Source organism: Mesorhizobium australicum, from assembly GCF_900177325.1.
Classification (GTDB): Bacteria; Pseudomonadota; Alphaproteobacteria; order Rhizobiales; family Rhizobiaceae; genus Mesorhizobium_A; species Mesorhizobium_A australicum_A.
Window position 1 is genome coordinate 2,312,446 of the sequence record NZ_FXBL01000004.1, and the last position, 24,291, is coordinate 2,336,736.

At 64.7% G+C, this 24,291-nt stretch carries 30 protein-coding genes; 13 read left to right on the forward strand and 17 right to left on the reverse strand.

Going from position 1 to position 24,291, the window contains the following annotated elements:
* Positions 1–51 precede the first annotated feature (51 nt).
* Together B9Z03_RS13800 and B9Z03_RS13805 are read left to right on the forward strand one after the other, a co-directional pair.
* Positions 52–651 (forward strand): DUF922 domain-containing protein, encoded by a 600-nt coding sequence (locus B9Z03_RS13800; protein WP_085464732.1) that lies wholly within the window; start codon positions 52–54, stop codon positions 649–651.
* A 153-nt stretch (positions 652–804) separates the two neighbouring features.
* A complete protein-coding gene (locus B9Z03_RS13805; RefSeq protein WP_085464733.1) occupies positions 805–1,395 on the forward strand; it encodes a DUF922 domain-containing protein in 591 nt (196 codons plus the stop codon).
* On the opposite strand, the gene B9Z03_RS13810 is transcribed toward B9Z03_RS13805, so the two are convergent.
* The 5 genes from B9Z03_RS13810 to B9Z03_RS13825 all read right to left on the reverse strand — a co-directional run bounded on the left by B9Z03_RS13810 (position 1,376) and on the right by B9Z03_RS13825 (position 4,956).
* A complete protein-coding gene (locus B9Z03_RS13810; RefSeq protein ID WP_085464734.1) occupies positions 1,376–2,416 on the reverse strand; it encodes an endonuclease/exonuclease/phosphatase family protein in 1,041 nt (346 codons plus the stop codon). The two genes, B9Z03_RS13805 and B9Z03_RS13810, sit on opposite strands and share 20 nt — an antisense overlap.
* A gap of 43 nt (positions 2,417–2,459) precedes the next feature.
* A complete protein-coding gene (locus B9Z03_RS13815) occupies positions 2,460–3,959 on the reverse strand; it encodes an AMP nucleosidase (protein ID WP_085464735.1) in 1,500 nt (499 codons plus the stop codon).
* 56 nt (positions 3,960–4,015) lie between these two features.
* Entirely contained in the window at positions 4,016–4,231 is a 216-nt protein-coding gene (locus B9Z03_RS13820; protein ID WP_085464736.1) for a hypothetical protein, read from the reverse strand.
* Positions 4,232–4,255: 24 nt separating this feature from the next.
* Positions 4,256–4,420, reverse strand: a complete 165-nt coding sequence (locus B9Z03_RS29850; RefSeq protein ID WP_176247519.1) for a hypothetical protein — start codon at positions 4,418–4,420, stop codon at positions 4,256–4,258.
* A 194-nt stretch (positions 4,421–4,614) separates the two neighbouring features.
* A complete protein-coding gene (locus B9Z03_RS13825; protein ID WP_085464737.1) occupies positions 4,615–4,956 on the reverse strand; it encodes a DUF2147 domain-containing protein in 342 nt (113 codons plus the stop codon).
* A gap of 451 nt (positions 4,957–5,407) precedes the next feature.
* Between B9Z03_RS13825 and B9Z03_RS13830 the strand changes: the two genes are divergently transcribed.
* Positions 5,408–5,674 carry an SEL1-like repeat protein gene (locus B9Z03_RS13830; protein WP_085464738.1) on the forward strand — a complete coding sequence of 89 codons (267 nt, stop codon included), beginning with the start codon at positions 5,408–5,410 and terminating at the stop codon, positions 5,672–5,674.
* A gap of 113 nt (positions 5,675–5,787) precedes the next feature.
* Here the strand turns inward: B9Z03_RS13830 and B9Z03_RS13835 are convergent, their stop codons facing one another.
* A complete protein-coding gene (locus B9Z03_RS13835) occupies positions 5,788–6,414 on the reverse strand; it encodes a YitT family protein (protein ID WP_085464739.1) in 627 nt (208 codons plus the stop codon).
* A 36-nt stretch (positions 6,415–6,450) separates the two neighbouring features.
* A complete protein-coding gene (locus B9Z03_RS13840; protein ID WP_085464740.1) occupies positions 6,451–8,388 on the reverse strand; it encodes an acetyl/propionyl/methylcrotonyl-CoA carboxylase subunit alpha in 1,938 nt (645 codons plus the stop codon).
* A gap of 130 nt (positions 8,389–8,518) precedes the next feature.
* Between B9Z03_RS13840 and B9Z03_RS13845 the strand changes: the two genes are divergently transcribed.
* The 6 genes from B9Z03_RS13845 (at position 8,519) to B9Z03_RS13865 (ending at position 12,238) form a co-directional block, all read left to right on the forward strand.
* Positions 8,519–10,267 (forward strand): ABC transporter ATP-binding protein/permease, encoded by a 1,749-nt coding sequence (locus tag B9Z03_RS13845; protein WP_085464741.1) that lies wholly within the window; start codon positions 8,519–8,521, stop codon positions 10,265–10,267.
* Positions 10,268–10,486: 219 nt separating this feature from the next.
* A complete protein-coding gene (locus tag B9Z03_RS30515; RefSeq protein ID WP_348529023.1) occupies positions 10,487–10,702 on the forward strand; it encodes a hypothetical protein in 216 nt (71 codons plus the stop codon).
* A gap of 24 nt (positions 10,703–10,726) precedes the next feature.
* Positions 10,727–10,954 carry a hypothetical protein gene (locus B9Z03_RS30520; RefSeq protein ID WP_348529024.1) on the forward strand — a complete coding sequence of 76 codons (228 nt, stop codon included), beginning with the start codon at positions 10,727–10,729 and terminating at the stop codon, positions 10,952–10,954.
* Between the two features lie 5 nt (positions 10,955–10,959).
* Positions 10,960–11,346 (forward strand): hypothetical protein, encoded by a 387-nt coding sequence (locus tag B9Z03_RS13855; protein ID WP_085464742.1) that lies wholly within the window; start codon positions 10,960–10,962, stop codon positions 11,344–11,346.
* The gene (locus tag B9Z03_RS13860; protein WP_432417000.1) at positions 11,343–11,759 is read left to right on the forward strand and encodes a hypothetical protein; all 417 of its coding nucleotides are present in this window, start codon (positions 11,343–11,345) and stop codon (positions 11,757–11,759) included. The genes B9Z03_RS13855 and B9Z03_RS13860 overlap by 4 nt, the downstream gene beginning before the upstream one ends.
* The gene (locus tag B9Z03_RS13865) at positions 11,756–12,238 is read left to right on the forward strand and encodes a hypothetical protein (RefSeq protein ID WP_085464743.1); all 483 of its coding nucleotides are present in this window, start codon (positions 11,756–11,758) and stop codon (positions 12,236–12,238) included. The genes B9Z03_RS13860 and B9Z03_RS13865 overlap by 4 nt, the downstream gene beginning before the upstream one ends.
* Positions 12,239–12,250: 12 nt before the next feature.
* Here the strand turns inward: B9Z03_RS13865 and B9Z03_RS13870 are convergent, their stop codons facing one another.
* Positions 12,251–13,276 carry a fatty acid desaturase gene (locus B9Z03_RS13870; protein WP_085464744.1) on the reverse strand — a complete coding sequence of 342 codons (1,026 nt, stop codon included), beginning with the start codon at positions 13,274–13,276 and terminating at the stop codon, positions 12,251–12,253.
* 355 nt (positions 13,277–13,631) lie between these two features.
* Here B9Z03_RS13870 and B9Z03_RS29855 point away from each other — a divergent pair, with 355 nt between their 5' ends.
* Positions 13,632–13,784: a hypothetical protein gene (locus tag B9Z03_RS29855; protein ID WP_176247520.1), complete on the forward strand. Its 153-nt coding sequence runs from the start codon at positions 13,632–13,634 to the stop codon at positions 13,782–13,784.
* Here B9Z03_RS29855 and B9Z03_RS13875 read toward each other — a convergent pair.
* Together B9Z03_RS13875 and B9Z03_RS13880 are read right to left on the reverse strand one after the other, a co-directional pair.
* Positions 13,781–14,050, reverse strand: coding sequence for a DUF982 domain-containing protein (locus B9Z03_RS13875; protein ID WP_085464745.1), 270 nt, complete (start codon positions 14,048–14,050; stop codon positions 13,781–13,783). The genes B9Z03_RS29855 and B9Z03_RS13875 overlap by 4 nt on opposite strands.
* Before the next feature lie 134 nt (positions 14,051–14,184).
* Positions 14,185–15,099, reverse strand: coding sequence for a S1C family serine protease (locus B9Z03_RS13880; protein ID WP_085464746.1), 915 nt, complete (start codon positions 15,097–15,099; stop codon positions 14,185–14,187).
* Between the two features lie 361 nt (positions 15,100–15,460).
* On the opposite strand from B9Z03_RS13880, the gene B9Z03_RS13885 reads away from it, so the two are divergent.
* On the forward strand, positions 15,461–16,336 hold the full coding sequence (locus tag B9Z03_RS13885) for a hypothetical protein (RefSeq protein ID WP_085464747.1): 876 nt from the start codon (positions 15,461–15,463) through the stop codon (positions 16,334–16,336).
* Between the two features lie 7 nt (positions 16,337–16,343).
* On the opposite strand, the gene B9Z03_RS13890 is transcribed toward B9Z03_RS13885, so the two are convergent.
* The 5 genes from B9Z03_RS13890 to B9Z03_RS13910 all read right to left on the reverse strand — a co-directional run bounded on the left by B9Z03_RS13890 (position 16,344) and on the right by B9Z03_RS13910 (position 19,752).
* Positions 16,344–16,715 carry a DUF2200 domain-containing protein gene (locus tag B9Z03_RS13890; RefSeq protein ID WP_085464748.1) on the reverse strand — a complete coding sequence of 124 codons (372 nt, stop codon included), beginning with the start codon at positions 16,713–16,715 and terminating at the stop codon, positions 16,344–16,346.
* A gap of 87 nt (positions 16,716–16,802) precedes the next feature.
* Positions 16,803–17,237, reverse strand: coding sequence for a hypothetical protein (locus tag B9Z03_RS13895; protein WP_085464749.1), 435 nt, complete (start codon positions 17,235–17,237; stop codon positions 16,803–16,805).
* A 38-nt stretch (positions 17,238–17,275) separates the two neighbouring features.
* Positions 17,276–18,883: a carboxyl transferase domain-containing protein gene (locus tag B9Z03_RS13900; RefSeq protein ID WP_085464750.1), complete on the reverse strand. Its 1,608-nt coding sequence runs from the start codon at positions 18,881–18,883 to the stop codon at positions 17,276–17,278.
* Positions 18,884–18,889: 6 nt separating this feature from the next.
* Positions 18,890–19,270 (reverse strand): type II toxin-antitoxin system VapC family toxin, encoded by a 381-nt coding sequence (locus tag B9Z03_RS13905; RefSeq protein ID WP_085464751.1) that lies wholly within the window; start codon positions 19,268–19,270, stop codon positions 18,890–18,892.
* Positions 19,267–19,752 (reverse strand): AbrB/MazE/SpoVT family DNA-binding domain-containing protein, encoded by a 486-nt coding sequence (locus tag B9Z03_RS13910; RefSeq protein WP_085464752.1) that lies wholly within the window; start codon positions 19,750–19,752, stop codon positions 19,267–19,269. The genes B9Z03_RS13905 and B9Z03_RS13910 overlap by 4 nt, the downstream gene beginning before the upstream one ends.
* A 274-nt stretch (positions 19,753–20,026) precedes the next feature.
* Here B9Z03_RS13910 and B9Z03_RS13915 point away from each other — a divergent pair, with 274 nt between their 5' ends.
* On the forward strand, positions 20,027–21,163 hold the full coding sequence (locus tag B9Z03_RS13915) for a PcfJ domain-containing protein (protein ID WP_085464753.1): 1,137 nt from the start codon (positions 20,027–20,029) through the stop codon (positions 21,161–21,163).
* A gap of 162 nt (positions 21,164–21,325) precedes the next feature.
* Positions 21,326–22,372: a sensor histidine kinase gene (locus B9Z03_RS13920; RefSeq protein ID WP_176247521.1), complete on the forward strand. Its 1,047-nt coding sequence runs from the start codon at positions 21,326–21,328 to the stop codon at positions 22,370–22,372.
* A gap of 51 nt (positions 22,373–22,423) precedes the next feature.
* Here B9Z03_RS13920 and B9Z03_RS13925 read toward each other — a convergent pair whose 3' ends face one another.
* Positions 22,424–23,584: an isovaleryl-CoA dehydrogenase gene (locus B9Z03_RS13925; RefSeq protein WP_085464755.1), complete on the reverse strand. Its 1,161-nt coding sequence runs from the start codon at positions 23,582–23,584 to the stop codon at positions 22,424–22,426.
* A 24-nt stretch (positions 23,585–23,608) separates the two neighbouring features.
* The gene (locus B9Z03_RS13930) at positions 23,609–24,283 is read right to left on the reverse strand and encodes a TetR/AcrR family transcriptional regulator (RefSeq protein WP_085464756.1); all 675 of its coding nucleotides are present in this window, start codon (positions 24,281–24,283) and stop codon (positions 23,609–23,611) included.
* Between the last annotated feature and the right edge of the window lie 8 nt (positions 24,284–24,291).

Consider the following 24,291-nt stretch of genomic DNA (forward strand, 5'->3'; position numbering starts at 1 on the left):
ATCGCGCCCGCCGCATGTTTTTCTGGCGTGGGTTTGGGAGCATTGGCGGGAATGCGTGGTTTCGCAAAGCTTGGAATGATGGTCGGCGCTGCCCTTATGGCGTCGACCCTGGCGGTCCGCGCGGATGTGACCGTCAAGACGAAGTATTACGACATCAAGGGCAAGACCGGCCTCGAACTGTTCTACGACATGAACAGGAAAGGCCCCCGCCACGGCTTCCTCACCAAGGCGATCGCCCAGACCCAGTTCAAAACCAGCCTCAAGGGCGACTTTGTCCATTCGAACGGAGTCTGCCGCACGAAGGGCGCCGGAATGACGATGCAGATCACCTATGTCTATCCGCGCCCGGTCGACAAGCTGCCGTCGGCGCTCGCCCGCCGCTGGAAGAAGTTTCAGGCGACGAACGTCACACATGAGGAAATGCATGGCAGGCTCGCCAAGAAGATGGTGGGCGACGTCAATCGCACCTTGCGCGGCTTCAGGATGGCCGACGGCCAGTCTTGCCGCAAGGCGAACGCGAAGCTGATGAAAGAGCTCGACAGGATCGTCATCGCCTACAACAAGTCCCAGGTCGACTTCGACAAGCGCGAGCATCGGGACGGCGGGCCGGTGGAAAAAAGCGTTCTGGCCCTCATCGGCAAGCTCAACTAGCCGGCAGAGGGCCGTCGATGGCCGTTGCATCGCCCGGGCTCAAGCTTTCCCCATCGTCATCACGCGACGCTGGCGAATTGGTGAACGAATAGTCAACATTGTCTTGAAACGGTTGGTTTCTTGTGATGCACTTAGGGCGTACGGAGATACCGCATGCGCCTGTTTGCCTGTTCATGCTGTTTTCTTGCCCTCCTCGGCGCGATCACGCCGGCGAAGGCCGGTCCGAAGGTTTCGTCGCGAACGACGAGCTTCCCGATCTCCGGAGAGACGGGAGATGCGCTTTTGAGGCAGCTCGAGCTGAAGGGGCCGAAGCACGGCTTCACCTCGCGCGCGATCGCGCAGACTCGCTACACGATGAATTCGGAAGCCGACTGGATCCATGCCGACGGTATGTGCAAGGTGACGCGGCCGCAGGTCCGGCTCGACATCAACTACATCTATCCCGAAGTGAAGGGCGAGGTCAGCGGCCCGCTGCGCAGCCGCTGGCAGCGCTTCATGGCAGGCATCAGGAAGCACGAGGAACAGCACGGCCGCATCGCGCGCGAGATGGCCACGGAGGCTGATCGCACGATCGCAGGCCTCAAGGTCGCGGACGGCAAGTCGTGCGGCAGGCTGCGGGCGGAGATGAAGCGGGTCGTGGCGGAGATCGTTGCCCGCTACGAGGCGCGCCAGCGCCAGTTCGACGTGGTCGAGCACTCGAGCGGCGGCAACATCGAAGGCCTGCTCAAGCGCCTAACGAAGTAGCGGCTCTTTCGGCGGGCGTTGTTACGACCGTCGTGCCGGAGGCCTCCGGCCTGGCCTGCGAAGGCACCCAGAACTCGGTCAGGACCGGCAGATGGTCGGAGCCGACATCCTCTGCGCGCTCCAGCTTCGTGACGATCAGGCCGGCGCCGGCCAGCACATGATCGATGCCCAGCCCGGCCGCGCGCCGCAGCGCGTCGGGCAGGATGCGCGGCAGCCAGGACGGGCCGACCGGGCCCGCATCCTCCAGCCGCGAGGCGGCGGCGATCTTGGAAAACGTCCCGCTCCAGCGCGCCGCGTTGAAATCGCCCGCGAGAATCGCGGCGTCCGGTAACTGCGACAGGCGCGGCGCGATGCGCTCGACCTGCGCCGGCTGCTCGAACGGCCACGGCCAGTAGAGATGAAGTGCCGCGACCGTCACGATCTCGCCGGCGAAATCGATCGGAGCGATGGCGAGCGTCCCGCCGTCGACGCATTCGCCCGTGGCACCTTCCGCGAGGGGCCTGCGCGACAGGATCGCGACGCCGCCGACCTTGCCCCGCGCATCGCAGAATGTGCTGTAGGGATAGGCGGCCGACAGCGTCTCCAGCCGCTGCCGCCACATCGCCGACACCTCGTTGACGGTCACGACATCCGGCCGCAGTCGCGCGATCAGCGACAGGAAGCGCCCGGGATCCGGATGATCGAAACGGGCATTGAGATGCAGCAGCCGATAGGTCGCGCGGTCGTCGGGTGCGGCGGACGCCTTCGCCTGGTTGCTGATGGCGTTGTCGAACCAGGTTCCCGGTGTGACGAAGGCGGCACCCGTGGCTAGCGCAAGGCCGGCGAAGGCCTCGCGCCGGAAGCCTGCCGCGATCAGCCCGAACGCCCCCACCGCCAAGAGAGCCGCGAGATGCAGCCGGAAATGCGAGAACGAATCGAAGGCCGGATGGAGCCTGCCGAGGAAACCGAGCCCGATCGCCGCCGCCGCGATGCCGCAGGCGACGAGCAACATAATGGACAGGACGGTGACGGCGCGCTTCATGCGGCTTCCTCGCCTGCGATTGCGGCAGGGATAGGGACGGACCCTACTGGAACGCGGTTTCGGAGAAGCTCCTCAGCTTGCGCGAGTGCAGTCGTTCCGGCGGCATCGCGGCGAGCTTCTCCACGGCCCTGATGCCGATGGTGAGGTGCTGCGCCACCTGGCGCTTGTAAAATTCCGTCGCCATGCCCGGCAGCTTCAGCTCGCCGTGCAGCGGCTTGTCGGAGACGCACAGCAGCGTGCCGTAGGGCACGCGGAAGCGGAAGCCGTTGGCGGCGATCGTGGCCGATTCCATGTCGAGTCCGATCGCGCGGGACTGCGACAGCCGCTGCACCGGCCCGCGCTGGTCGCGCAGTTCCCAGTTGCGGTTGTCGATCGTCGCGACCGTGCCGGTGCGCATGATGCGCTTCAGCTCGAAGCCGGAGAGGCCGGTGACCTCGGCCACCGCCTCCTGCAGCGCCACCTGCACCTCGGCCAGCGCTGGGATCGGCACCCAGACCGGCAGGTCGTCGTCGAGCACGTGGTCCTCGCGCACATAGGCATGCGCCAGCACGTAGTCGCCGAGCGCCTGCGTGTTGCGCAGGCCGGCGCAGTGGCCGAGCATCAGCCACGCATGCGGCCTCAGCACCGCGATATGGTCGGTGATCGTCTTTGCGTTGGAGGGGCCGACGCCGATATTGACCATCGTGATGCCGGAGTGTCCGGGCTTGACGAGGTGATAGGCCGGCATCTGCGGCAGGCGGGGCGGGTGGGACCCATCGGACGGGCCGGACTCGCCGGCATGGGTGATGAGGTTGCCCGGCTCGACGAACGCCTCGTATCCCCCGCCGCCATTGACCATCAGCTCGCGGGCATGATTGCAGAACTCGTCGATGTAGAACTGGTAGTTGGTGAACAGGACGAAGTTCTGGAAATGGTTGGGGCTCGTCGCCGTGTAATGCGACAGCCGGTGCAGGGAATAGTCGATGCGCTGCGCCGTGAAGGGCGCGAGCGGCATCGGCTCGCCGGGGGCCGGCTCGTAGGTTCCGTTGGCGATCAGATCGTCGGTCGCGTTCAAGTCCGGCACATCGAAGATGTCGCGCAGCGGCCGCATCAGCCGGTCGGCGATCGAGCCTTCCACATGCGTGCCTTCGAGAAAGGCGAAGTGGAGAGGTATGGGCGTTTCGGATTCGGCGACCGTCACCGGCACGCCGTGATTGCGCATGATCAGGCCGAGCTGGTCGACGAGATAGGTCTCGAACAGGTCGGGCCGGGTGATGGTGGTCGAATAGTGCCCCGGATCGTACATATGGCCGTAGGCGTACCGGGAATCGATCTGCGCGTAGGATGATGTCGAGATCCGCACCTCGGGATAGAAGGCGCGAAAGCGGCGCAGCGGCTGGTCCTTGGCGAGGCTGGCGAAGGAGTCGCGCAGGAATGCGGTGTTGCGGTCGTAGAGGTGGCGCAGGAGCTGCACCGCCTCGCGGGCGTCGGTAAAACTCTGCCGGGCAAACGGCTCCGGCGTGACAACTGTTTCGATCGGCTTGGGATAGATTCTCTTTTCCATGCTCCATTATAGTCGAGCAGCATGACGCTTGGGAGTATCCCTCGCGAGAATCACTTTCAACGCATCCGCTGCAATCCAACCGCGAGCACGAAGCCGACGCCGCTGGGCTTGGCGATCTGGCCGCCGACGAGCATGACGTCGGTCACGACGGCCTCGGGCGCGGCGTTGACCTTGCTGACGGCGAAGGCGGTCGAGCCGATGAACAGCCCGATCAGTGCGAGCCGCGGCAGCATCCGGACGACGTCGGCGATGGGAGTGGCGTGAATGGTCATCTTCTTGTCTCGTCTCTTTCCGGATCAGAGCTCGGCGCCGCCGCATTTCACCCCGGCATCGAAGACGCAGGGCACGACCTGGTTCGTCTTCCAGCGGCGATCCCGGCCGGCTTCGGCCACGATGATCGCGAACACCATTCCGAACAGGATGGTCATCAGGCTGACGATGGTGAGGCGGCGGGCGAGCATTGGTTGATCCCTCAGTGTTGAGGGGAAGATGCCAGATGCGCTCTGAACTCATCCTGAGACGGGCGTTCATCCGTGGTTCAGGGAGGTAAATGTGCTTTTGCTCGTGATCGGACGGGGCCGCATGACCGAGACCAGTCGGCAAAAAAGAAGAGGCCGCGCGAGGCGGCCCCTTCTTCATGCAACTACAATCGATGCTACTGCCGGGTCAGGCTTTCCGACTTGCAGATCACCCCGCCGAGCACACAGCCCGACAACGACAGCGTGTTGCCCTTGACGGAGGCCTTGCCGTTGTAGGTCTTCTTCTCGTCGAGCTTGTTGACCTTGCCCTTGTACGAGCCGTCGGCGCCCTTCATGCAGCCGATCGACTGTCCCTTGAATTCGCCGGTCAGCACCGTGCCGCAGAAATTGCCGCCGGAGCCGGCATATTTGATCAGCGTGCCGTTCGGGCGCTTCCAGGTCCCCTCGATGGGGTCCGCGAGCGCCGCGCCGGCCATCATCAGCGTTGCCGCGGCCGCCGCAATTGCAATTCGATACATGTTTTCCTCCTGCGTCAGATGGGCGGCGGAGCGGGACCTCCCATCCGCATGCGCCTTACGCGAACGTCAACGTAAACCAGCCTCGGGCGAAACGGAAGCGGTGCGGTTGCGGCGGATCGAGGAATTTCGCCATCGTCCGCCAGCCTGTTTCTGGTCTCGGGACGCCTGCTTTCCTTCGATGCGCGGCGAGCGAAAGATGAGCCGTGGTTAGCGGAGTCTTTCGGCGCGACGAGGGGATTTTATGCGCATTCGAATGGAATCGCGAGAAGTCCGGCGGCTTCGATGCTTAACGGAATCTGCCGTTTACTTATTGTTTTAGCTTTGTTTTCCGCAAATTAAGCACGCCTGTTCACCCGCAATTCAAGCCTCCCCGCCATTCTCGAACCCATCAGACAACGCCTTGAAGCGGGCAACGAACCGCAGGGCAACAGGGACAGACAGGGGATAGAAAATGGCACGTTTCGAGATGTTTGAGGCAGGCTTCGGATCGATGGGCGCCAACGCCCAGGCGGACATCCTGTTCGAGCTGGGCATGATGTATGCGACCGGCCGCGACTGCGAGGTCGATCCGGTGGCGGCCCACAAGTGGTTCAACATCGCCGCGATCAAGGGCTCCGCCCGCGCCGCCGAACTGCGCGCCGAACTGGCGGTGTCGATGTCCAAGCCGGAACTGGCCCGGGCGCTCCGCGAGGCGCGCGAATGGATGACCATGCACTGATTGTTGTCACGCGAACAGGGCGGTTCGCGTCGTCTGGGCGGGGGACGCCGTGACGACGTGGAAAGGCCGCGACCGGCAGGGGACAATGCCGGCGCGGCTTTTCTCTTTTTTGCTCAGCTCATGCCCATGTAGCGGCCGGGCTTGTGGTTGATGCCCAGGATCAGGTTCACCACCGCCGCGCCGACGAGCGACAGGACCACCTTCTCCAGCGGCAGCACGAAAAAAGCGGCGATGAGGATCGCCACATCCACCGCGAGCTGGAACCAACCCGCGCGCATGATGCCCTTGTCCTGCAGATAAAGGGCAAGAATGTTCAGCCCGCCAAGTCCGGCGCGATGGCGGAACAGGATCAAGAGGCCCATGCCGATCAGCCCGCCGCCGGTCACGGCCGCGTAGAGCGGGTCGAGCGCCGCGATGTCGATCCAGCCCGGCGTCAGCCGCGAGAACAGCGACAAGAGCGCCACGGCCGCGAAGGTGCGCAGCGTGTAGGGCCAGCCCATCCGCAGGATTGCCAGCGCGTAGAACGGCAGGTTGACGACGAAGAAGATCGGACCGAAGCCGTAGCCGGTCAGATAGTTCAGCAGCATGGAGACACCGGCAACGCCGCCCGTGGCCAGCGTCGCCTCGGTGTAGAGCGTCACGCCGAAAGAGGCGAGAAGCGTGCCCAGCAAAAGCGCAAGCACGTCCTCGTAGAGACGGTGCTTCTGTTCGGGTAGCTTGCCAGCATCATCGACGCTCATGCTGCAAGTGCTAACAGCGCCCGTTGCGTGGTGCAATCATGCTTCCGCAAATCGCACCAGCACGGTTCCGTCGGTTACCTGCTGTCCCTCGGCGACGATCTCGGCGACCTCGCCGTCATGGGGGGCGGCGATGGTGTGTTCCATCTTCATCGCCTCGAGCACCAGCAGCGCCTGCCCCTTGCTGACATGTTCGCCGACGCTGGCCCGCACGACTTTCACCAATCCCGGCATCGGCGCGCGCAGGCTGCCCGCGCCGGCGTCGGCGTCGGCGGCATCGGCGAACGGATCGGGCGCCTTGAAACTGTGTGCGACGGCGCCTTCGAACACCGTGACGTGCCCTGGCCAGGCTGCGACGCGCGCCGCTGCGGGGGCGGGACGTTCCAAGTCGTCGATCTCGACCACGATCCGCCCGGCCTTGACCTGCACCGAGGCAGTGATGTCCGTCTCGCCATAGGCGAGCGCCACCTTGCGCCGCACCGGGCTCCAGTGGGCGTAGCCGGCCAGCGCGTCCCACGGATCGGCGCCGGCCGGCGTCAGGCTCGCATTCGACGCGGCGACGGCGGCCGCGGCGGCCGCTTCCGCCGACGGCGGGGGAAGGGCGGTCAGCGCCGCCTGCCTGCGACCGATCAGGCCGGTGTCGACATCGCCCGACGCGAAGTCGGCGTCGGCGGCGAGCGCGGCGAGGAAGGCCGTGTTGACGGTCGAGCCGGCGATCTCGGTGTGCCGGAGCGCAGCGCCGAGCGCTGCAAGCGCGCCGCTGCGGTCGGCCGCGTGGACGACCAGCTTGGCGATCATCGGATCGTAGAAGGGCGAGATCGCATCGCCCTGGCGGACGCCCGTCTCGATGCGGATCGCGGTTCCCTCCGCGCCGGAAGCCGGGAATTTCAGGTGGTGCAGCGTGCCGATCGCTGGCAGGAAATCGCGCGTCGGGTCCTCGGCATAGATGCGCGCCTCAAAAGCGTGGCCCGACAGGCGGATCTGGTCCTGCGACAGCGGCAGCTTCTCGCCCGCGGCGACGCGCAACTGCCACTCGACCAGATCGACGCCGGTGACCATCTCGGTCACCGGATGCTCGACCTGGAGGCGCGTGTTCATCTCCATGAACCAGAAGCGGTCGGGCCTGAGGCCCTCGGAAGCGTCGACGATGAACTCGATCGTGCCGGCGCCGGAATAGCGGATCGCCTTCGCCGCCTTGACGGCGGCATCGGTCATCGCGGACCGCATCTCGGCCGTCATGCCGGGGGCAGGGGCCTCCTCGATCACCTTCTGGTGGCGGCGCTGTGCCGAGCAGTCGCGCTCGAAGAGGTGGACGGCGTTGCCGTGATTGTCGCCGAACACCTGCACCTCGATATGGCGCGGCTTCTCGACATATTTCTCGATCAGCACCGCCTCATCGCCGAAGGCGGCCTTGGCCTCGCGCTTGGCGGAGGCCAGTGCGTCGGCGAAGTCGTCGGGATGATCGACGCGGCGCATGCCCTTGCCGCCGCCGCCGGCACGCGCCTTGATCAGCACCGGATAGCCGATCTCCTTGGCCTTGCCGGCAAGCAGCACCAGCGCCTGGCCGGCGCCGTGATAGCCGGGCACCACCGGCACGCCGGCCTTTTCCATCAGCGCCTTGGCCGCGTCCTTCAGGCCCATGGCGCGGATCGAGGCCGCAGATGGCCCGATGAAGACGAGACCGGCGGCCGCCACCTGATCGACGAAGCCGGGGTTCTCGGATAGGAAGCCGTAGCCCGGGTGGATCGCCTCGGCCCCCGTGGCAAGTGCGGCCTCGACGATTCGGTCGCCGCGCAGATAGCTTTCCGAAACCGGCGCCGGCCCGATGCGCACCGCTTCGTCCGCTTCGCGCACGAACAGGGCGCTCGCGTCGGCGTCGGAATGGACGGCGACGGTCGCGATGCCCATGCGGCGGGCGGTCCGGATGATGCGGCAGGCGATCTCGCCGCGGTTCGCGATCAGGATCTTCTTGAACATGCATGATCCATAGCCTTGCCGCGATTGGATATGAAGGCCCCTCTTCGAATGTCGATCGCCGGCCGGCCTCTCCCGCCTGTCATCCCGCTGGGCTAGTGTCCGGCTCCCGATCACCAGAGGATTTAGATTCATGGACGCCGTCGCCCCGCAGGGACTTCGCGCGCAGTCTGCGACGATGTGGACCGCGCTGTGGGCGTCGCCCGTGCGGCGCGGCATCCTGATGCTCTATTTCGGCATCACGGCCGTGATCCTCGCGACCGCGTTCGGCCAGGTGTTGCTGAACCGCTGGAACCAGCCCTTCTACGATTCGCTGGAAAAGCGCGACCTCGCGGCTTTCTTCGACCAGCTCCTGGTCTTCGCCTACATCGCCGGTTCGCTGCTGGTGCTGAACGTCGCGCAGGCCTGGCTGAACCAGATGCTGCACATCAAGCTGCGCGAAGGCCTGGCGCGCGATCTCATCGGCGAGTGGATGAAGCCCCGCCGCGCTTTCCGCCTCGGCTATGCCGGCGAGATCGGCGTCAATCCCGACCAGCGCCTGCACGAGGATGCGAGGCATCTTGCCGATCTCACCGCTGACCTGTCGATCGGTCTGATGCAGGCGACCATCCTGCTCGCGAGCTTTGTCGGCGTGCTGTGGTCGATTTCCAGCAACTTCACCTTCATCGTCGGCGGCCGGAGCTTCGACATCCCCGGCTACATGGTGTGGGCGGCCTTCTTCTATGCCAGCCTGGGCTCTGGCCTGAGCTGGCTTGCCGGCTGGCCGCTGATCCGCCTCAACGAGGCGCGCTACGCCCGAGAGGCCGAGTTGCGCTTCTCCCTGATGCGGGTCAACGAGCGCGTCGATGCCATCTCGCTCGCCGGCGGCGAGGCGGACGAGAAGGCGAGGCTGGAGCGCGACCTGCAGACCGTGCTCGCGGCGGCGCGGCGCATCATGAGCGCGGCGGTGCGGCTGACATGGGTGACTGCCGGCTATGGCTGGATCACCGTCGTCGCGCCGATCGTCATCGCCTCGCCGGTCTACTTCTCGGGCAGCCTCTCCTTCGGCGGGCTGATGATGGCGGCGGCCGCCTTCAACCAGGTCAACGGCGCGTTGCGCTGGTTCATCGACAATATCGGCGGCATTGCCGACTGGCGCGCGACGCTGCTGCGCATCGCCACCTTCCGCACCAGCGTGGTGGCGATGGACGCGCTGCACGGCTCGAAGGAGCGGATCGCGGTCGTGTCGGACGAGCCGGACGGTCTGACGCTGGACGACCTCTACGTCGCCTCGCCGGACGGCTGCGCCCGGCTTTCGGTGCCGCAGGCGCATATCGAGGCGGGCGGACGGCTGCACATCGTCGGCGAGCCGGGTGCCGGCAAGACGCTGCTCTTCCACGCGATCGCCGGCCTGTGGCCTTGGGGCGGCGGCACGATCCGGCTGCCGAAGGACAGGACGGTCGCCTTCCTGCCCGGCCAGCCCTTTATCCCGCGCGGCACGCTCGCAGGCGTCCTCGCCTATCCACTCTCAACTCCGATCGCCAAGGCGGAGGCCGAGCGTGCGCTGGAGCGCGTCGGCCTCACTCGGCTCACGGGCCGGCTGGATGAGGTCGTGCGCTGGGACCGGGAACTGAGCGACGACGACCAGCGCCTGCTCGCCTTCGCCCGGGTGCTGGTGCAGAAGCCGGATTTCATCGTCGTCGACGAGGCGCTGGATGCGCTGGGCGACACGGCACGGGAGCGCGTGCTGGATGCGCTGGGGGAGGCCTTGCCAGGCACCGCGCTTCTGACCATCGGCACTGTCGCGCCCAGGGACACGCGTCTCGGCCCGGTCGTCGGCCTGCGCTTCGACCGGAACGGAAAGGCGCTGGGCAAGGAAGGGGCAAAGGTTGCGACCGCATGAAAGCGAGCCCGACCAAACCTTCGACCGGGGCGGATCGCGGCGCTTTTCCGTCGTGTCACAAACCGGATGAGAGTGGGAAAACACCTCGCAACAAAACGAAATACAATTCATATGTAGGCAAACAAGATAGAAATTCAGATTTTCTCCAGTTTCGAAGTACAATAATCTGTTAACCATACTATACGACCATGACTCCAGAATTCCTGTGGGAGAGGTGTCATGGAATTTCGAATCCCGATCTTGGCCGTCTCTGCTTTGATTTGTATGCACACAAATAATGCGAGCGCTGCGACGAGCAATGTCATCTTCAATGCCACCGTCGACGCCACCTGCACGCTGCAGGTCGTCTCCGACGGCACGATGGCGGTGAGCACCGACCTGCAGAACCTCAGCTCGAAGAATGGCGGGGCGAGCGCCGGCAGCGTGACGCTGTAGACGACCGGCGGTGTGGAGGTGGGCGTGAACCCGACCGTCGTCGCCACGCCTCCGGCCGGCGATTCGGCCACGACCTGGACGCCGGAATATTCGGTCTCCGGCGCGCATACGGTCGCCCTGACCACCACGCCGACGACGCTCACCGCCGCGGGCACTTCCAACGTCACCGTTCATCTGACGGGCACGAAGAGCGGCAGCGACAGGTTCACCAACGGCACCTACCAGGCTGTCGTCACGGTCACCTGCGAGTAGGCGCCATGTCCAAGCGCCTTCTCCTGGCCTCGGTCCTGGTGGCGATGGCCGCGCCGTCCCTGGCGCAATCCATGTCGCCGATGCGTGGCGAGATCACCAGTTTCACCGATTCCTTTGCGGTGAAAGTCTTTCCGGCAAATCCTTACGGGCACCGGATCGACGTCTCTGTGAAGGTCTACGACCAGAATTTCCGCCCGGTCGATGCAAGAATATCTCCAGGAACCTTCAAGCTTGCGGGCGGGGCATCCCGGTCCGTTCTTGTGGTTGTTCCTTTCGATGGAAGCACGTCGCGTAAGATACGTATCTGTACGGAAAGCGTTCCTTTTCCAGGCCAGCAAACCCAGATAAGGGCACAGATATGTGGCAGGTTCCTTGCGCAGCGGCGGTCTTGAGCCAGATCCTGATTGCCACGCCGGCTCACTCGGAGGACGTCTACAATCTCTACCAGCGCCAGACCGGCTTTTCGCTGCCGGGCGTGACCTTGCCGCAGGGCCAGGACGAGGTGCGCGCGGCGGACGGCACGACCTGCCGCTCGGCGGTCTCCGGCTCCGGCGCCTATCTCGATGTCGGCGTGATCCAGGGTGCCGCCCGCGACACCGGCGAGACGGCGGCCTACGGCCGCGTCGTCATTCCGCTGGAACGGCCGCGTAAGCGCGTCGACTGCACGCGTCTCTACGAGCTCGAGGTCGAGCGGCTGCAGATGGAGATCCGGCTGCTCAAGATGGGCCTTGCCGATGGCGGCGGCGCGACGCGCACGCAGAAGGCCGGCTGGGCCGAGGAAGGCTGGACGAACGCGGGCCAATGAGGAGGGCGCGCGCCGCTCGACCGCTCATCGCGCTCGCTGCGGGCGCAACGCTCCTGGCTGCCTTGCCGGGAGCAGGGCTCGCGGCGGTGATCGGCTCCTGCACCATCATGGTGCAGTCCAGCGGAACGATGAAGGTCGCGCCCTTGCTGACCTCTATGAGCTCGCGCAATTCCGGCGGCAGCGCCGCCCAGGTGTCGGTCAATCCGCAGTCGCTGATCTGCAATATCCTGGCGCTGCTCGACTGCTATTCCATCTCGACGCCGGCGCCCGCCTCATTCCTGACCTGGCCCTCCGGCTGGAGCGGCTCGGCTTCGTTCGCTTCCGCCTTCACGATCAATGGCGGCGTCGAACGGCCGGGCAATACGCCGGTTATGGTCGCCAACGGCACCAAGACGCTGAATATCCACCTCGACGCCACCGGCAGCGGCATCTTCCGCGCCGGCGCCTATCAGGCGCAGGTGACGGTACGGTGCGAGTAAGGTCGGCGCCGCCTACGCCATCGCCTCGCGGAACGACACCAGTCGCCTGGCGCGCTCGTCCCAAAGCACCAGCTTCACGCAGCGCAGGCTGTCCAGGACGGTGATGCGGCCGATCTCGGACAGTTCCGGATGGTCGCGCAACACTTCGGGCAGCCGGTAGAACGGCACGCGGCTCGACAGATGATGCACGTGGTGGATGCCGATATTGCCGGACAGCCATTGCAGCGGGCGCGGCAGCAGGTAGTTCGACGCGCCGTGCAGCGCGCTCTCCTCGAACGTCCACTCCGATCCGTCCGACCAGTGCGTGTCCTCGAACTGGTGCTGGACGTAGAACAGCCAGATGCCCGCCGCTCCCGCCAGGACCGCGATTGCGAGATGCACAGCGAGGAACGGAACGATGCCGGTCAGCCAGATCAGCAAGGCACCGAGCGCCACGATAACCAGATTGGTCAGCATGGTGGACCGCCACGGCATCCCGGCGACACGAAAGGTTTCGAACGGCCAGCGATGCTTCAGCACGAACAGATAGACCGGTCCGATCGCGAACATCACCAGCGGATTGCGGTAAAGCCGGTAGCGCAGCCTGCCCCAGCGCGACAGGGCGCGGTATTCCGCCACCGTCAGCGTCAGGATGTCGCCGACGCCGCGTTCGTCGAGATTGCCAGCCGAGGCATGGTGCGTCGCGTGGGCCGCCCGCCAGTAGTCGTACGGCGTCAGTGTCAGAATGCCGAGCGCGCGGCCGGTCCAGTCGTCGGCGCGGCGGTGGGCAAAGAAGGCGCCGTGGCCGCAGTCATGCTGGATCATGAACAGGCGCAGCAGGAAGCCGGCAGCAGGCACGATCAGCACCAGGCCCCACCAGAAGCCGTAATGGGCCGACGCCAGCGCCAGTCCCCAGAGGGCGAGGAAGGGTCCAAGCGTCACGCCCAGCTCGAGCAGGCTGCGCCGGCTGTTGGGCTGGCGATAGCGGCTCAGCGCTTTGAGCCACGACTTCGCGGTAGGCGGGGCAGTTGACTGCGTTGGCGCGACGTGGACGTTCATCCGAGGCCTCCGAAGGCGCGGCGCGAAGCGCGTGGCCTGGGTGTTGGCGCATTGTGCGGCGCCGTTGGGTGAGGTCTGGCGGATTGACCATCCCGGCGTTTGCCACGGGCGGACGTTCTTGGCAATCGGAAAGCTCGAACCAGTGGTGGGAGGGACGCGGACCGTCCCCGAGGGCGAGCCCGAGAACCCTTCCGGGTCATCGTTCATTTCTTTCAGCGACAACGGATTGCGAATAGCGAGGGGTGACAAGGGGTTGACGCGGCAGGGCGCTGAAATCGGCGCACAGCCAGCCGCCCGCGCAGGTTGCTTTGCCCACTCGATCCCAATAGGCAGGGTCCACACAGGGAGATCGAATATGCCGAGACCGCCGAACTACAATCACGAACGCCAGGAGCGGGATCGCGCCAAGGCCAAGAAGAAAGCCGAGAAGCTCGCTGCGAAAGCGGCCGCAAAAGAGCGAGACAGCGACAAGACCGATACCGAAGTGGAGGTTGAGTCCGAGGACTAGCCTGCCACGGTCGTCGCTTTCTGATCGACGAAAACGCCGGCTTCGCGGGCCGCTGCGACGAAAGCGCGCCGCGCTCCGATGGGGGGCTTGCCTCCATTCTGGACGTCAGAACAGGCCTGGAGGGCTGCCCGATGCTTTTCGGTGCGCTTTCCAGGCCATCGGTTGAGGAGGAAGTCCGAGGTGTCGCGGGCGGTTCGGAGGGTAAGCAGCCCGCCCGTCGCTTCGACCTTGACGGTGATGGGCATATCGAATTGATCTTTTTCCATCGCCGCTCTTACGGCAATGGAAGGACAGAAGCGAGGAAATACCTACCAGACCTGCCAATGTGGGCGGGCGAACCGGGATGCCGCAGATCAGGCCTTTGATCCGGTTGTGCGACGGGTTGGGGTAGGAGGCGGAGCTAGTTGCGCGGCGCGTTCGGCCCGTGGCGCAGCAGCGCGTCGCGGTCGGCCGAGCGGATGCGCACCCAGTTCTCCCTCCCGTCTCGCACGACGCGCAGCGGCACCTCAATGCCGGCCGGCCCGCTCGACCAGAGCGTGCGGTAGAAGTCGGCGAGGCCGTGGACCTCCTTGTCGCGCAGCTCTGCGATCACGTCGCCCTGTCGAAGCCCCGCCTCCTCGGCGGGCCCGCCCTCGGCGACGGACAGCACGACCACCGTGCCGTTGCGCTCGGCCGAATAGGCGCCGAGCCAGGGACGCGGCGGGGCTGGCGTTCGGCCACGCCGCACCAGATCGTCGAGGATCGGCTTCAAAAGGTCGATCGGCACCGACATGTTGATGCCGGAGGTCTCGCCGTCCTCCATCATCTCCAGCCGCAGCGAACCGATGCCGATGAGCCGGCCATCCTCGCCGACGACGGCAGCACCGCCCCAGGAAGGATGCGCCGGCGCGGTGAAGATCGCCTCCTCCAGCAGATATTCCCAGTAGCCGGCGAACTCCTGCCGCGCCACGATCGCACCCTCGACGAAGCGGCCGGCACCGTCCGCGAAGGTGATCCTGTCGCCGACCGCGGCCTCGGAGGAGCTGCCGAGCGGCATCGCCGGCAAATCGAGCCGGCCGAGCGCCTTGACCAGGCCGAAGCCGGTCTCCTGGTCATAGGCGAGCGGGTGGGCCGGCACCACGCGCCCGTCGTGGCGGGTGAGCCAGACCTCGTCGGCCTCCGTGATCAGGTAGCCGATGGTGAGCACCAGCCCGTCCGAATTGATGACGACCCCGGAGCCCTCGCGCTCGGTGCCGAGCACGCCGGCGGTGAAGGCGTCGTCGGGCACGCGGGCACGCAGCGCGACAAGGGAAGGGCGGATGGAGGATTTCGGCATGACGGGGCTCCGGCAGCGCGTGCGACTTAGGGATCAGGATATAGGTATTCCGCCGACCAGGAGATGCAAGACATAGCGCCGCTGCGCGTCTGCGAGGTGCCGTTGGATGCAAATGAGGTCTGAAGGACTGGGTAGCGCGTTCATCGCCCCCACGTTCCTGATCAGCCCTCGGTCGAAAGATCTGCCGGACGCAACGATAACGACTGCACCGGAACCAAGAGATCGTTATGGTAATGGCGAGCGGCATGCAGTTCGGTTCGAAAAGAACATCGGTTTGAGCCTAATAGATTCATGTTGAAACGTCATTCTGTTCTATTCCATATTCGACTGGGGAACAGAACGTCGGATGTAAGGGGGAATTATGCAGGGGGATGAGCAGAAAGACCAGACAGGCACGACCGGGGGCGATATAAGAGAAGATATTCTAAAAACTCTTGATCAGATAAATGGTAGAATTCAATTTATCGAAAGGAATTATGACCCAGGTGTCCTCAACAACAAGACATCTAATGTCATAGCATTCATTTCGCTTCTGATAGTCGGCCTGGGCCTCATCGGGGGGAGTAGTTTTATCTGGCAAAGCCAGCAGACCGAAGTTGTCAATCGCCGGCTCGACGAGTTTCGTGCGGAGATTGATAGAGGCGCAGATAGATCGATCAATGACATTGACCGTCAGTTCGTGCCCCTGAAGGCAGCTCTGGAAGCGCAAGCGCTGGAACTCGGCAGACGTTACGATCAGCTGGAGCGCGACCTGACCAATCGCCTCAAGGGTGGCGAGCAGACGAAGGATGTATCCATTCGTCTTATATCCGATGTTATCCAGTTCAGGGAAGCTAAGGATGGCTGGTGCACAGGTCACATCATATTGGGTATAGTAAACAATACAGAGTTTCTAACTGAGCTTGTTTACCTGAGGCGTTTCTCAAAAATTCCAATCGCCGGAGAAAATTTATCGTGGATAGATGGTTGGGAGGGTTATTCCCAGCACGGTCTCGAAAAGGACAATCTGTTGGCGGGATCGGATAGCAGGCCGTTCTATTTGAGTGTTGGAATAGGACCTCGTTGGCATGCAGCTCTTGCGGATGGTTGGTCGGAAGAAAAGTTATATCCAATCAAGGTGGACCTCTACTACCTGAACGAGGGTGGAAAGACGGGGCGATATGGAATCGAGCAGAGTATGAGAGTGTCCGCCGACCTGGCTGCGTGTGCAAAGGGTCGAGGAAAGCTGCTACGTTGAACTAAAATCACTCTACCCGCAAGATCTTCTCCATCTTCTTCCCCTTGGCCAGCTCGTCCACCAGCTTGTCGAGATAGCGGATCTCGCGCATCAGCGGGTCCTCGATCTCCTCGACCCGGACGCCGCAGATCAGGCCTTTGATCCGGGCGCGGGACGGGTTGGGGCGAGGGGCCTTGGCGAAGAACGTCTCGAAGTCGGTCTTGTCCGACAGGATGGTTGCGAGATCGTCGGGGCCGTAGCCGGTCAGCCAGAAGATGATTTCGTCGACCTCGGCCTTCGTGCGACCTTTCTTTTCCGCCTTGGCGATGTAGTGCGGATAGACGCTGGCGAAGTTCATCGAATAGATGCGGTGTCTGACAGCCTTGGGTTGATCCTTCATCAGCGAATGCTTCCTACCACTTATGAGCGCTTCCCGCTTTCCTCACTCCGCGGAGCGCTGAGGCAGCTCTCTCGGCGAACGTCGATCCTACCGAATTTCAGCACAATCATCCGTGGCATCAAAGACTAAGCCAACAGTCAAGTTGCCTTGAACCGGACCAAGCGACAGGGTTGTCCGCTTCATCTGCACAACAAAGAAACGAAGGTTCTCGAGGCCTGGGCGCGATTTGTTCTTTGTAACGAGCGCCGCGCCTACTTTGCGACAGATTGATCTGGCGGCGTCTCGGTGTTCTTGAGCTAGATCGCTGAGGGACACTTCGAGCGTCGAGCGAGTGTTGAATATCAATGAGAGTCCGCTCTGACCGCCTGTCCAATCGTCAGGAAGCGATCTGATTTCGGCGGAAACATACTCGGCCTTCAGAACTTGCATTTCTTCCGCAATCTGCTGAGCGATTGCGGAAGACGTGATGGTGGTAACGAGCCCGGTCACCGCAGCAATCGATGCAATTCGAGCTTGCAACATCAGCGTTGCCGATCCTCCACCATCTTGAATTACGCGTGCTACATCCTGAACACGCCCACCTTCGTCTCCTCGACCTCCGCGTTGAGTGCGGCGCTCAGGCTCAGCGCCAGGACCTCGCGGGTGTGGGCAGGGTCGATGATGCCGTCGTCCCACAGCCGGGCGGACGAGTAGAGCGGGTGACCTTCCTTCTCGTATTTCTCCAGGATCGGCGCGCGGAAGGCGGCTTCATCCTCGGCGCTCCATGAGCCGCCCTTGCGCTCGATGCCCTCGCGCTTGACGAGTGCGAGCACGGTCGCGGCCTGTTCGCCGCCCATGACCGAGATGCGGGCATTGGGCCACATCCACAGGAAGCGGGGCGAATAGGCGCGGCCGCACATGCCGTAGTTGCCGGCGCCGAACGAACCGCCGATGATGACCGTGACCTTGGGCACCTTCGCGGTGGCGACGGCGGTGACCAGCTTGGCGCCGTCCTTGGCGATGCCGCCGGCCTCGTATTTGCGGCCGACCATGAAGCCGGTGATGTTCTGGAGGAAGACCAGCGGGATCTTCCGCTGCGTGCACAGCTCGATGAAATGCGCGCCCTTGAGCGCGCTTTCGGAGAACAGCACGCCGTTGTTGGCGATGATGCCGACCGGCAGGCCGTGGATACGGGCGAAGCCGGTGACCAGCGTCGTGCCGTAGTTCGCCTTGAACTCGTCGAGCTCCGAGCCGTCGACCACACGCGCAATGATCTCGCGCACGTCGTAGGGCTGGCGCGTATCCTGCGGCACGATGCCGTGGATCTCGCTCGGGTCGAACAGTGGCGGCCGCGGCGGCTCGGTAGCGACCTGCAGGCGCTTCGTCCGGTTGAGGTTGCGCACGATCTTGCGGGTGATGGCGAGCGCATGCGCGTCGTTCATCGCATAGTGATCGGCGACGCCCGACTGGCGGGTGTGAACCTCGGCGCCGCCAAGATCCTCGGCCGAGACCTCCTCGCCGGTCGCCGCCTTCACCAGCGGCGGGCCGCCGAGGAAGATGGTGGCCTGATTGCGCACCATGATTGTCTCGTCTGACATCGCCGGCACATAGGCGCCGCCGGCGGTGCAGGAGCCCATGACGCAGGCGATCTGCGGGATGCCGGCGGCGGAAAGATTCGCCTGGTTGAAGAAGATGCGGCCGAAGTGCTCGCGGTCGGGGAAGACCTCGTCCTGGTTGGGCAGGTTCGCGCCGCCGGAATCGACGAGGTAGACGCAGGGCAGGTTGTTCTCGCGCGCGATCTCCTGCGCGCGCAGGTGCTTCTTCACCGTCATCGGATAGTAGGTGCCGCCCTTCACAGTGGCGTCGTTGACGACGACCATGCATTCGCGGCCTTCAATCCGGCCGATGCCGGCGATCATGCCGGCGGATGCGATGTCGCCGCCATACATGTCCCACGCCGCGAACTGGCCGATTTCGAGAAAGGGCGCGCCGGTGTCGAGCAGCTGGGCGAGGCGGTCGCGGGGCAGCAGCTTGCCGCGCGACACATGCCGCTCGCGCTGCTCCTCTGGCCCGCCCTGTTCGACGATCGCGGCCTTGGCCCGGATATCGGCGACGAGCCCGCGCATCCTCTCGGCATTGGCGCGGAAGGTATCGGAAGAGGGGGAAATCGATGAGGAAATGGCGGGCATGACTACCTATCGGATGAATTCGACCGGACAGGGCAGGTCGAGATCTGCCCAGTTTCGATCCGCGGTCAGGGCGGGGGCACCCTCCCGGTCCGCCAGCGCCAAGCATGCACGATCGGCAAGCGAGAGTCCTCTGGATTTCGTGGGATTGCGAAGAGCGGCAGCCGCACGGGCCAGTGCCACGTCCAGATCGTGCAAAGGAATTTCGAGCAGATCGAGTGCCTCCCAGGCCAGTTCCGGCGTCATGCCCTTGTCGATGAGCTTGGAGCTCACTTCAATTGCATTTACCGTACTCATGCCCGCATCGGTGAGCTTATCGATGACATGCTCGGCGCCGGCCTCTCCGTTGAGGAGGGCCAACACTGCCGAAGCATCGAGAACATATTTCATTCGGCGTCTTCCCGCCGTGCTTCAGTTCGCCTGTCGCTAAGCAGTTCGTCAACGAGTTTCGTGCCCGCCGGCACGAACTGACGAACCAATTCTTGAGCGCGCTTCACCGCGCTGTTCTGCGAAAGCAATCTGAGTTCGCCATCGACGACCCGCGCGATCAGTTCGTCGCCTTCCGAAATGCCCATCGCGACCCTCATTTCAACAGGTATGACGATCCGACCTCCGGCACCTATCTGTATCTTCGCCTTGAGGCGCGGCTGGGCAGCCGTTTGTCCATGGGATGCGTCCTGCACGGCCGACACACGCACTTTGGCAGGTGATCTGGAGACAAGCACGTTCCGGACATGCTGGTAACGCTTGTCGAGAAAGCGTGCGATGTCGGCACGTTCGAAGCCGGCATCATCCAAGGCCCTGATCTTGTCCGAGACCGTCGTGAGGTTCTTCACGACGTCCTGCATGCGGTGCGTCTCCAAAGCCGTCATGACATATCTCTCCTGTCGCAACGTAAGAAAAATGGACCGAGGAGGATAGAATGTCAATGATGTAGGTCATGTGGCATAAACTGCTGCCTATGCCGAGCGGCGCCTTCACAATCCCGCCACGATCCGTCTTTAGCAGCCCGCTCCCGCCACTTCCGCCGGGGAAGAGGCCATTCGTCCGAGGAGACCGTCATGACCGGCCAACCGAGAGCCACGCATATCGCGCCGGCGCTCGCATTGCGTCCGGCAGACAGGACTCCAGTGAGGATGGACGGCCATGGCACGTTCCCTATTGAAACAGCGGCGCGACGCCGAGCGCCAGCGCATCGAGGCCTATGAGGCGACGCTCCGGCGCGTCTTTGCGGCCCCTCGGCCCGCGCCCGATTTCGAGAACGCGATCGACGAGGTCAAGCGCGGCTTCGTGAACGACATCGTGCGGCCCTCGCACGAGTGGCAGCCGAAGCTGAAGACGCGCGACCCCGGCCGGCTCAGGCTGGCGGCGGCGCGCCATCTCTTCGCGCGCTATGCCGTGCCCGCGCATCTCGAGCGGATCTGGATCGAGCCGGGTGGGCTCGATCCGGCCGAGGCGATGCTGCGCAAGCGCTGGTATGTGGCGGCGGCCCGCGGTGACTCGCTCTACAAGGCCGGTGCATCCGAATGGCTGAGCCGCAAGGAGGTGCACGCCTTCCTCTCGGCGCGGGGAGACCTGCGCTTCGAGGAGGCGTTCTGGCTCGCCATCGCGCGCGGCCTGTCGGAGGATCCGGCGCTTGCGCTGCGGATCGCGCGGTCGCGGATCGCCGCCACGCCCCGGGCCGAGCTCGGCTTCTGGCGCGAGGTGGCGCGCTTCTTCTGCACGCACCCGGCGAGCCGCGAGGAGATCGACGATCTCTGCGACTACATCGCCGCGGCGCGCGAGCGCGACCGGCGCTTCAGCCTGAAGGGGCGCACGCTCGCCTCGCTCCGGCGCCTGTCCGCAGAGTGGCACCGCGACGTGGCCGCCGTGGCGCGGATCGAGGCGATGCGCCGTCGCTTCAGCGGGCCGCAGGCGGCTCAGGAGACGCGGTGGGCCGGCTCCAGGCTGCAGAACTGGAGCTGGCAGCCGCCGGGCAAGGAGGCGAGGGCGCGGCGCGAGGAGTTCGTGGTGGTGCAGCTGACCAGCGCGGAGGACCTCGTCGCCGAAAGCCGCGCGATGCACCACTGCGTTTGGACCTACGCAGGCAAGTGCATTGCCGGCCATGCCTCGATCTGGTCGCTGCGGAGGAAGGCTGGCAAGGACGCGTCGCGGCTGCTCACCATCGAGCTCGACCGCAACGACCGCGCCGTGCAGATCCGCGGCTTCGGCAACAGGTTGGCTTCGGCGGACGAGACGAAGGTGCTCGACCGTTGGGCACAGGCCAGGGGCGTGTCGCTGTGAAAAGGCCCCGCGCGGCGCGAATGCCGCGCGGGGTTCATCTGGAAGGACGCATACGCCCCGCCTACCGCATCGTAATCCGGCCCGTTTATCGCTCCCATTGAGGCGATGTGGGCGATCGTCTAGCATGTATGATCGGGCGGAATGTCTGCTCAGGAGGTGGCTATGGAGACGTCGGCCGGCATCTACAAGAGCGCCTTGTTCCCGGACGGCTTCAGCCATGGGATCGTGCCGCATACGCCCGTTCAGAAAGCCATGCTCGACGCGAGCGTCGACTGCATCAAGGTCATTTCGACCGATGGCACGCTCCTGCAGATGAACAGAGCCGGATGCGTCGCTCTGGGCGTCGCCGAGGACAGCGGCTTCGGCATGCCGTGGCTGCCTCTGCTGCCGGATGGGGTGCACCAGGCCGGGCAGATCGCCCTGTCGCACGCAGCGCAAGGACAGAATGCCCGCTTCCCGGGCCAGAGCGAGGCGGAAGGCGAGACACGCTATTGGGACAACCTTCTGACGCCGGTGATCGACGAGGCAGGAGAAGTTCAACTCATCCTGTGCGTCTCCCGCGACGTGACCGCCAAGGCACGGTTGGAGCGCGAGCTGGAAATCGCGATGGAGGGGGAGCGATTGCTGGCCCGGGAGATGCGTCACCGCATCAAGAACGTCTTCGCCGTGGCCTCAGGGCTGATTTCTATGTGCGAGAGGCAGGCTGCCGCCGACCCTGACGGAGCAAGCGCGACGGAAATCCTTCGCGGCAGGCTGGAGGCGCTCGCACTCGCTTCTGATACAGCCTTCGAACAGTCCGAGATGCCTTACTCCTCGGCCCATGCGCTCGATGTCGGCCTGCTCGTGGCCTCGGTGCTGAAGCCATATGAGGGCAAGTATCACGGCGCCGGCGAACAGGCTTTCGTGGCCCAGCGCGACATGACGACGGTGAGCCTTTTTCTGCATGAACTCGCCACCAACTCGGTCAAATACGGCGCCTTGGGCTCGGAAAACGGGCGAGTCGACATAGACTGGCGCACGAAAGGCGCCGAACTAGTTCTGACGTGGGTCGAGACTGGAGGACCCGCCGTTTCCGATCCGAAGCGGAGCGGCTTCGGCAGCGCGATGATCGATCGGGTTGTCCGCAGCGCCGGCGGATCGGTCGAGAGGGCGTGGGAGCCGGGCGGCCTGCGCGTCGTCATGCGCCTGCCGGCGGCGGAGAGCGCATAGCGGCTGCGGTTGCCGTCCATCCGTCCATGTCAATGCGTGGCGGACGCTGTCTTACCCCTCGGCCATGATCTCCCGGCCAATCAGCCAGCGCCTGATCTCGCTGGTTCCCGCGCCGATCTCGTAGAGCTTGGCGTCGCGCAGCAGGCGGCCGGTGGGGTAGTCGTTGACGTAGCCGTTGCCGCCGAGGAGCTGGATCGCGTCGAGCGCCATCAGCGTCGCCTTTTCCGCGGCGTAGAGCACGCAGCCTGCCGAGTCCTTTCGGGTGGTCTCGCCGCGGTCGCAGGCCTGGGCCACGGCGTAGACATAGGCCCTGGCTGCGTTCATCGTCGCATACATGTCGGCGAGCTTGCCCTGCACGAGCTGGAATTCGCCGATCGGCTGGCCGAACTGTTTGCGCTCGTGGACGTAGGGAACAGCGACGTCCATGCAGGCGGCCATGATGCCGACAGGGCCGGCGGCGAGCACGACGCGCTCATAGTCGAGGCCGCTCATCAGCACCTCGACGCCGCGGCCTTCCTCATGCAGGACGTTCTCGAAGGGGATCTCGACATCGTCGAAGACCAGCTCGCCGGTGTTGGAGCCGCGCATGCCGAGCTTGTCGAGCTTCTGCGCCACCGAGAACCCTTTCGTGGCGGTGTCGAGGATGAAGGCGGTGATGCCGCGCGACGCGCGCTCGGGATCGGTCTTGGCATAGACCACCAGGGTGCGCGCGTCTGGCCCGTTGGTGATCCACATCTTGGAGCCGTTGAGCACGTAGCGGTCGTTCTTCTTTTCCGCCCGCAGACGCATCGAGACCACGTCGGACCCCGAGCCGCTTTCCGACATGGCGAGCGCGCCGACATGCTCGCCGGAACAGAGCGCCGGCAGGAAGCGCTGCTTCTGCTCGGCCGTGCCCCAGCGGGTAATCTGGTTGACGCAGAGGTTGGAATGCGCGCCGTAGGAGAGGCCGACCGAGGCCGATGCGCGCGAGATCTCCTCCACCGCGATCACCTGCGCCAGATAGCCTAGCCCGGTGCCGCCGAAATCCGGTTCGGCGGTGATGCCGAGCAGGCCGAGATCGCCGAGCTCCTTCCAGAGCTGTTGCGGGAACTCGTTCGAGCGGTCGATGCCGGCGGCCAGCGGCGCGATGCGCTCCTGCGCGAAGCGGCGCACCATGTCGCGCAGCGCGTCGATCTCCTCGCCGAGGCCGAAATTGAGCGTATTGGTGTACATGTCGCTCCTCCTGACGGTGCCAATCTATTCCCGCGCCTTGCCCTTCCCCGCAGCGGGAAGGGGAGACGGGTAAGGGGTGGGGGTGTCGCGGAAAACGCCCGTTGACGACGCCGCGCCCACCAGCCGCATCGTCATCGTGTGATAGGTCTCGGCCACCTCCTCGACCGAGAGCCGTTCGTCGGGACGGAACCAGACGATGACGCCGGTGATCATCTGGATGATCGCCATGGCGGTGAGCTCGACGTCATCGATGGCGAAGGCGCCACTCTCGGCCCCTTCGCGCAGGATTCGCCGCAACTCTTTCTCGTAGGAATTGCGCAGCCGCAGGACCTCGGTGAGCCGGGCCGGCGACAGGCTTCTGAGCTCGAGGTTCGAGACATGCGTCGAATGCCGCCGCGCGACGTGGAAGCCGATATGATTGCGCACGAAGGTCGACAGGCCGCCGAGCGGATCACGCGCCGCCGGCCGGGCCGCATCCCAGGATGCGATCAGACCTACCATATGGTCGCGCATCAGCGTGAAGAGCAGGTCTTCCTTGGTAGGAAAATAGCGGTAGAGGGCAGCCGCCTGCACGCCGACCTCCTCGCCGAGCTGGCGCATCGACACGGCATCGTAGCCATGCCGCGCGATCAGCTTCAGCGCCGCCTCGCGGATCGCCGCTTCGGTGCGTTCGCCGTCGGATCCCGTCGTGCGCGCCATCAACTCCT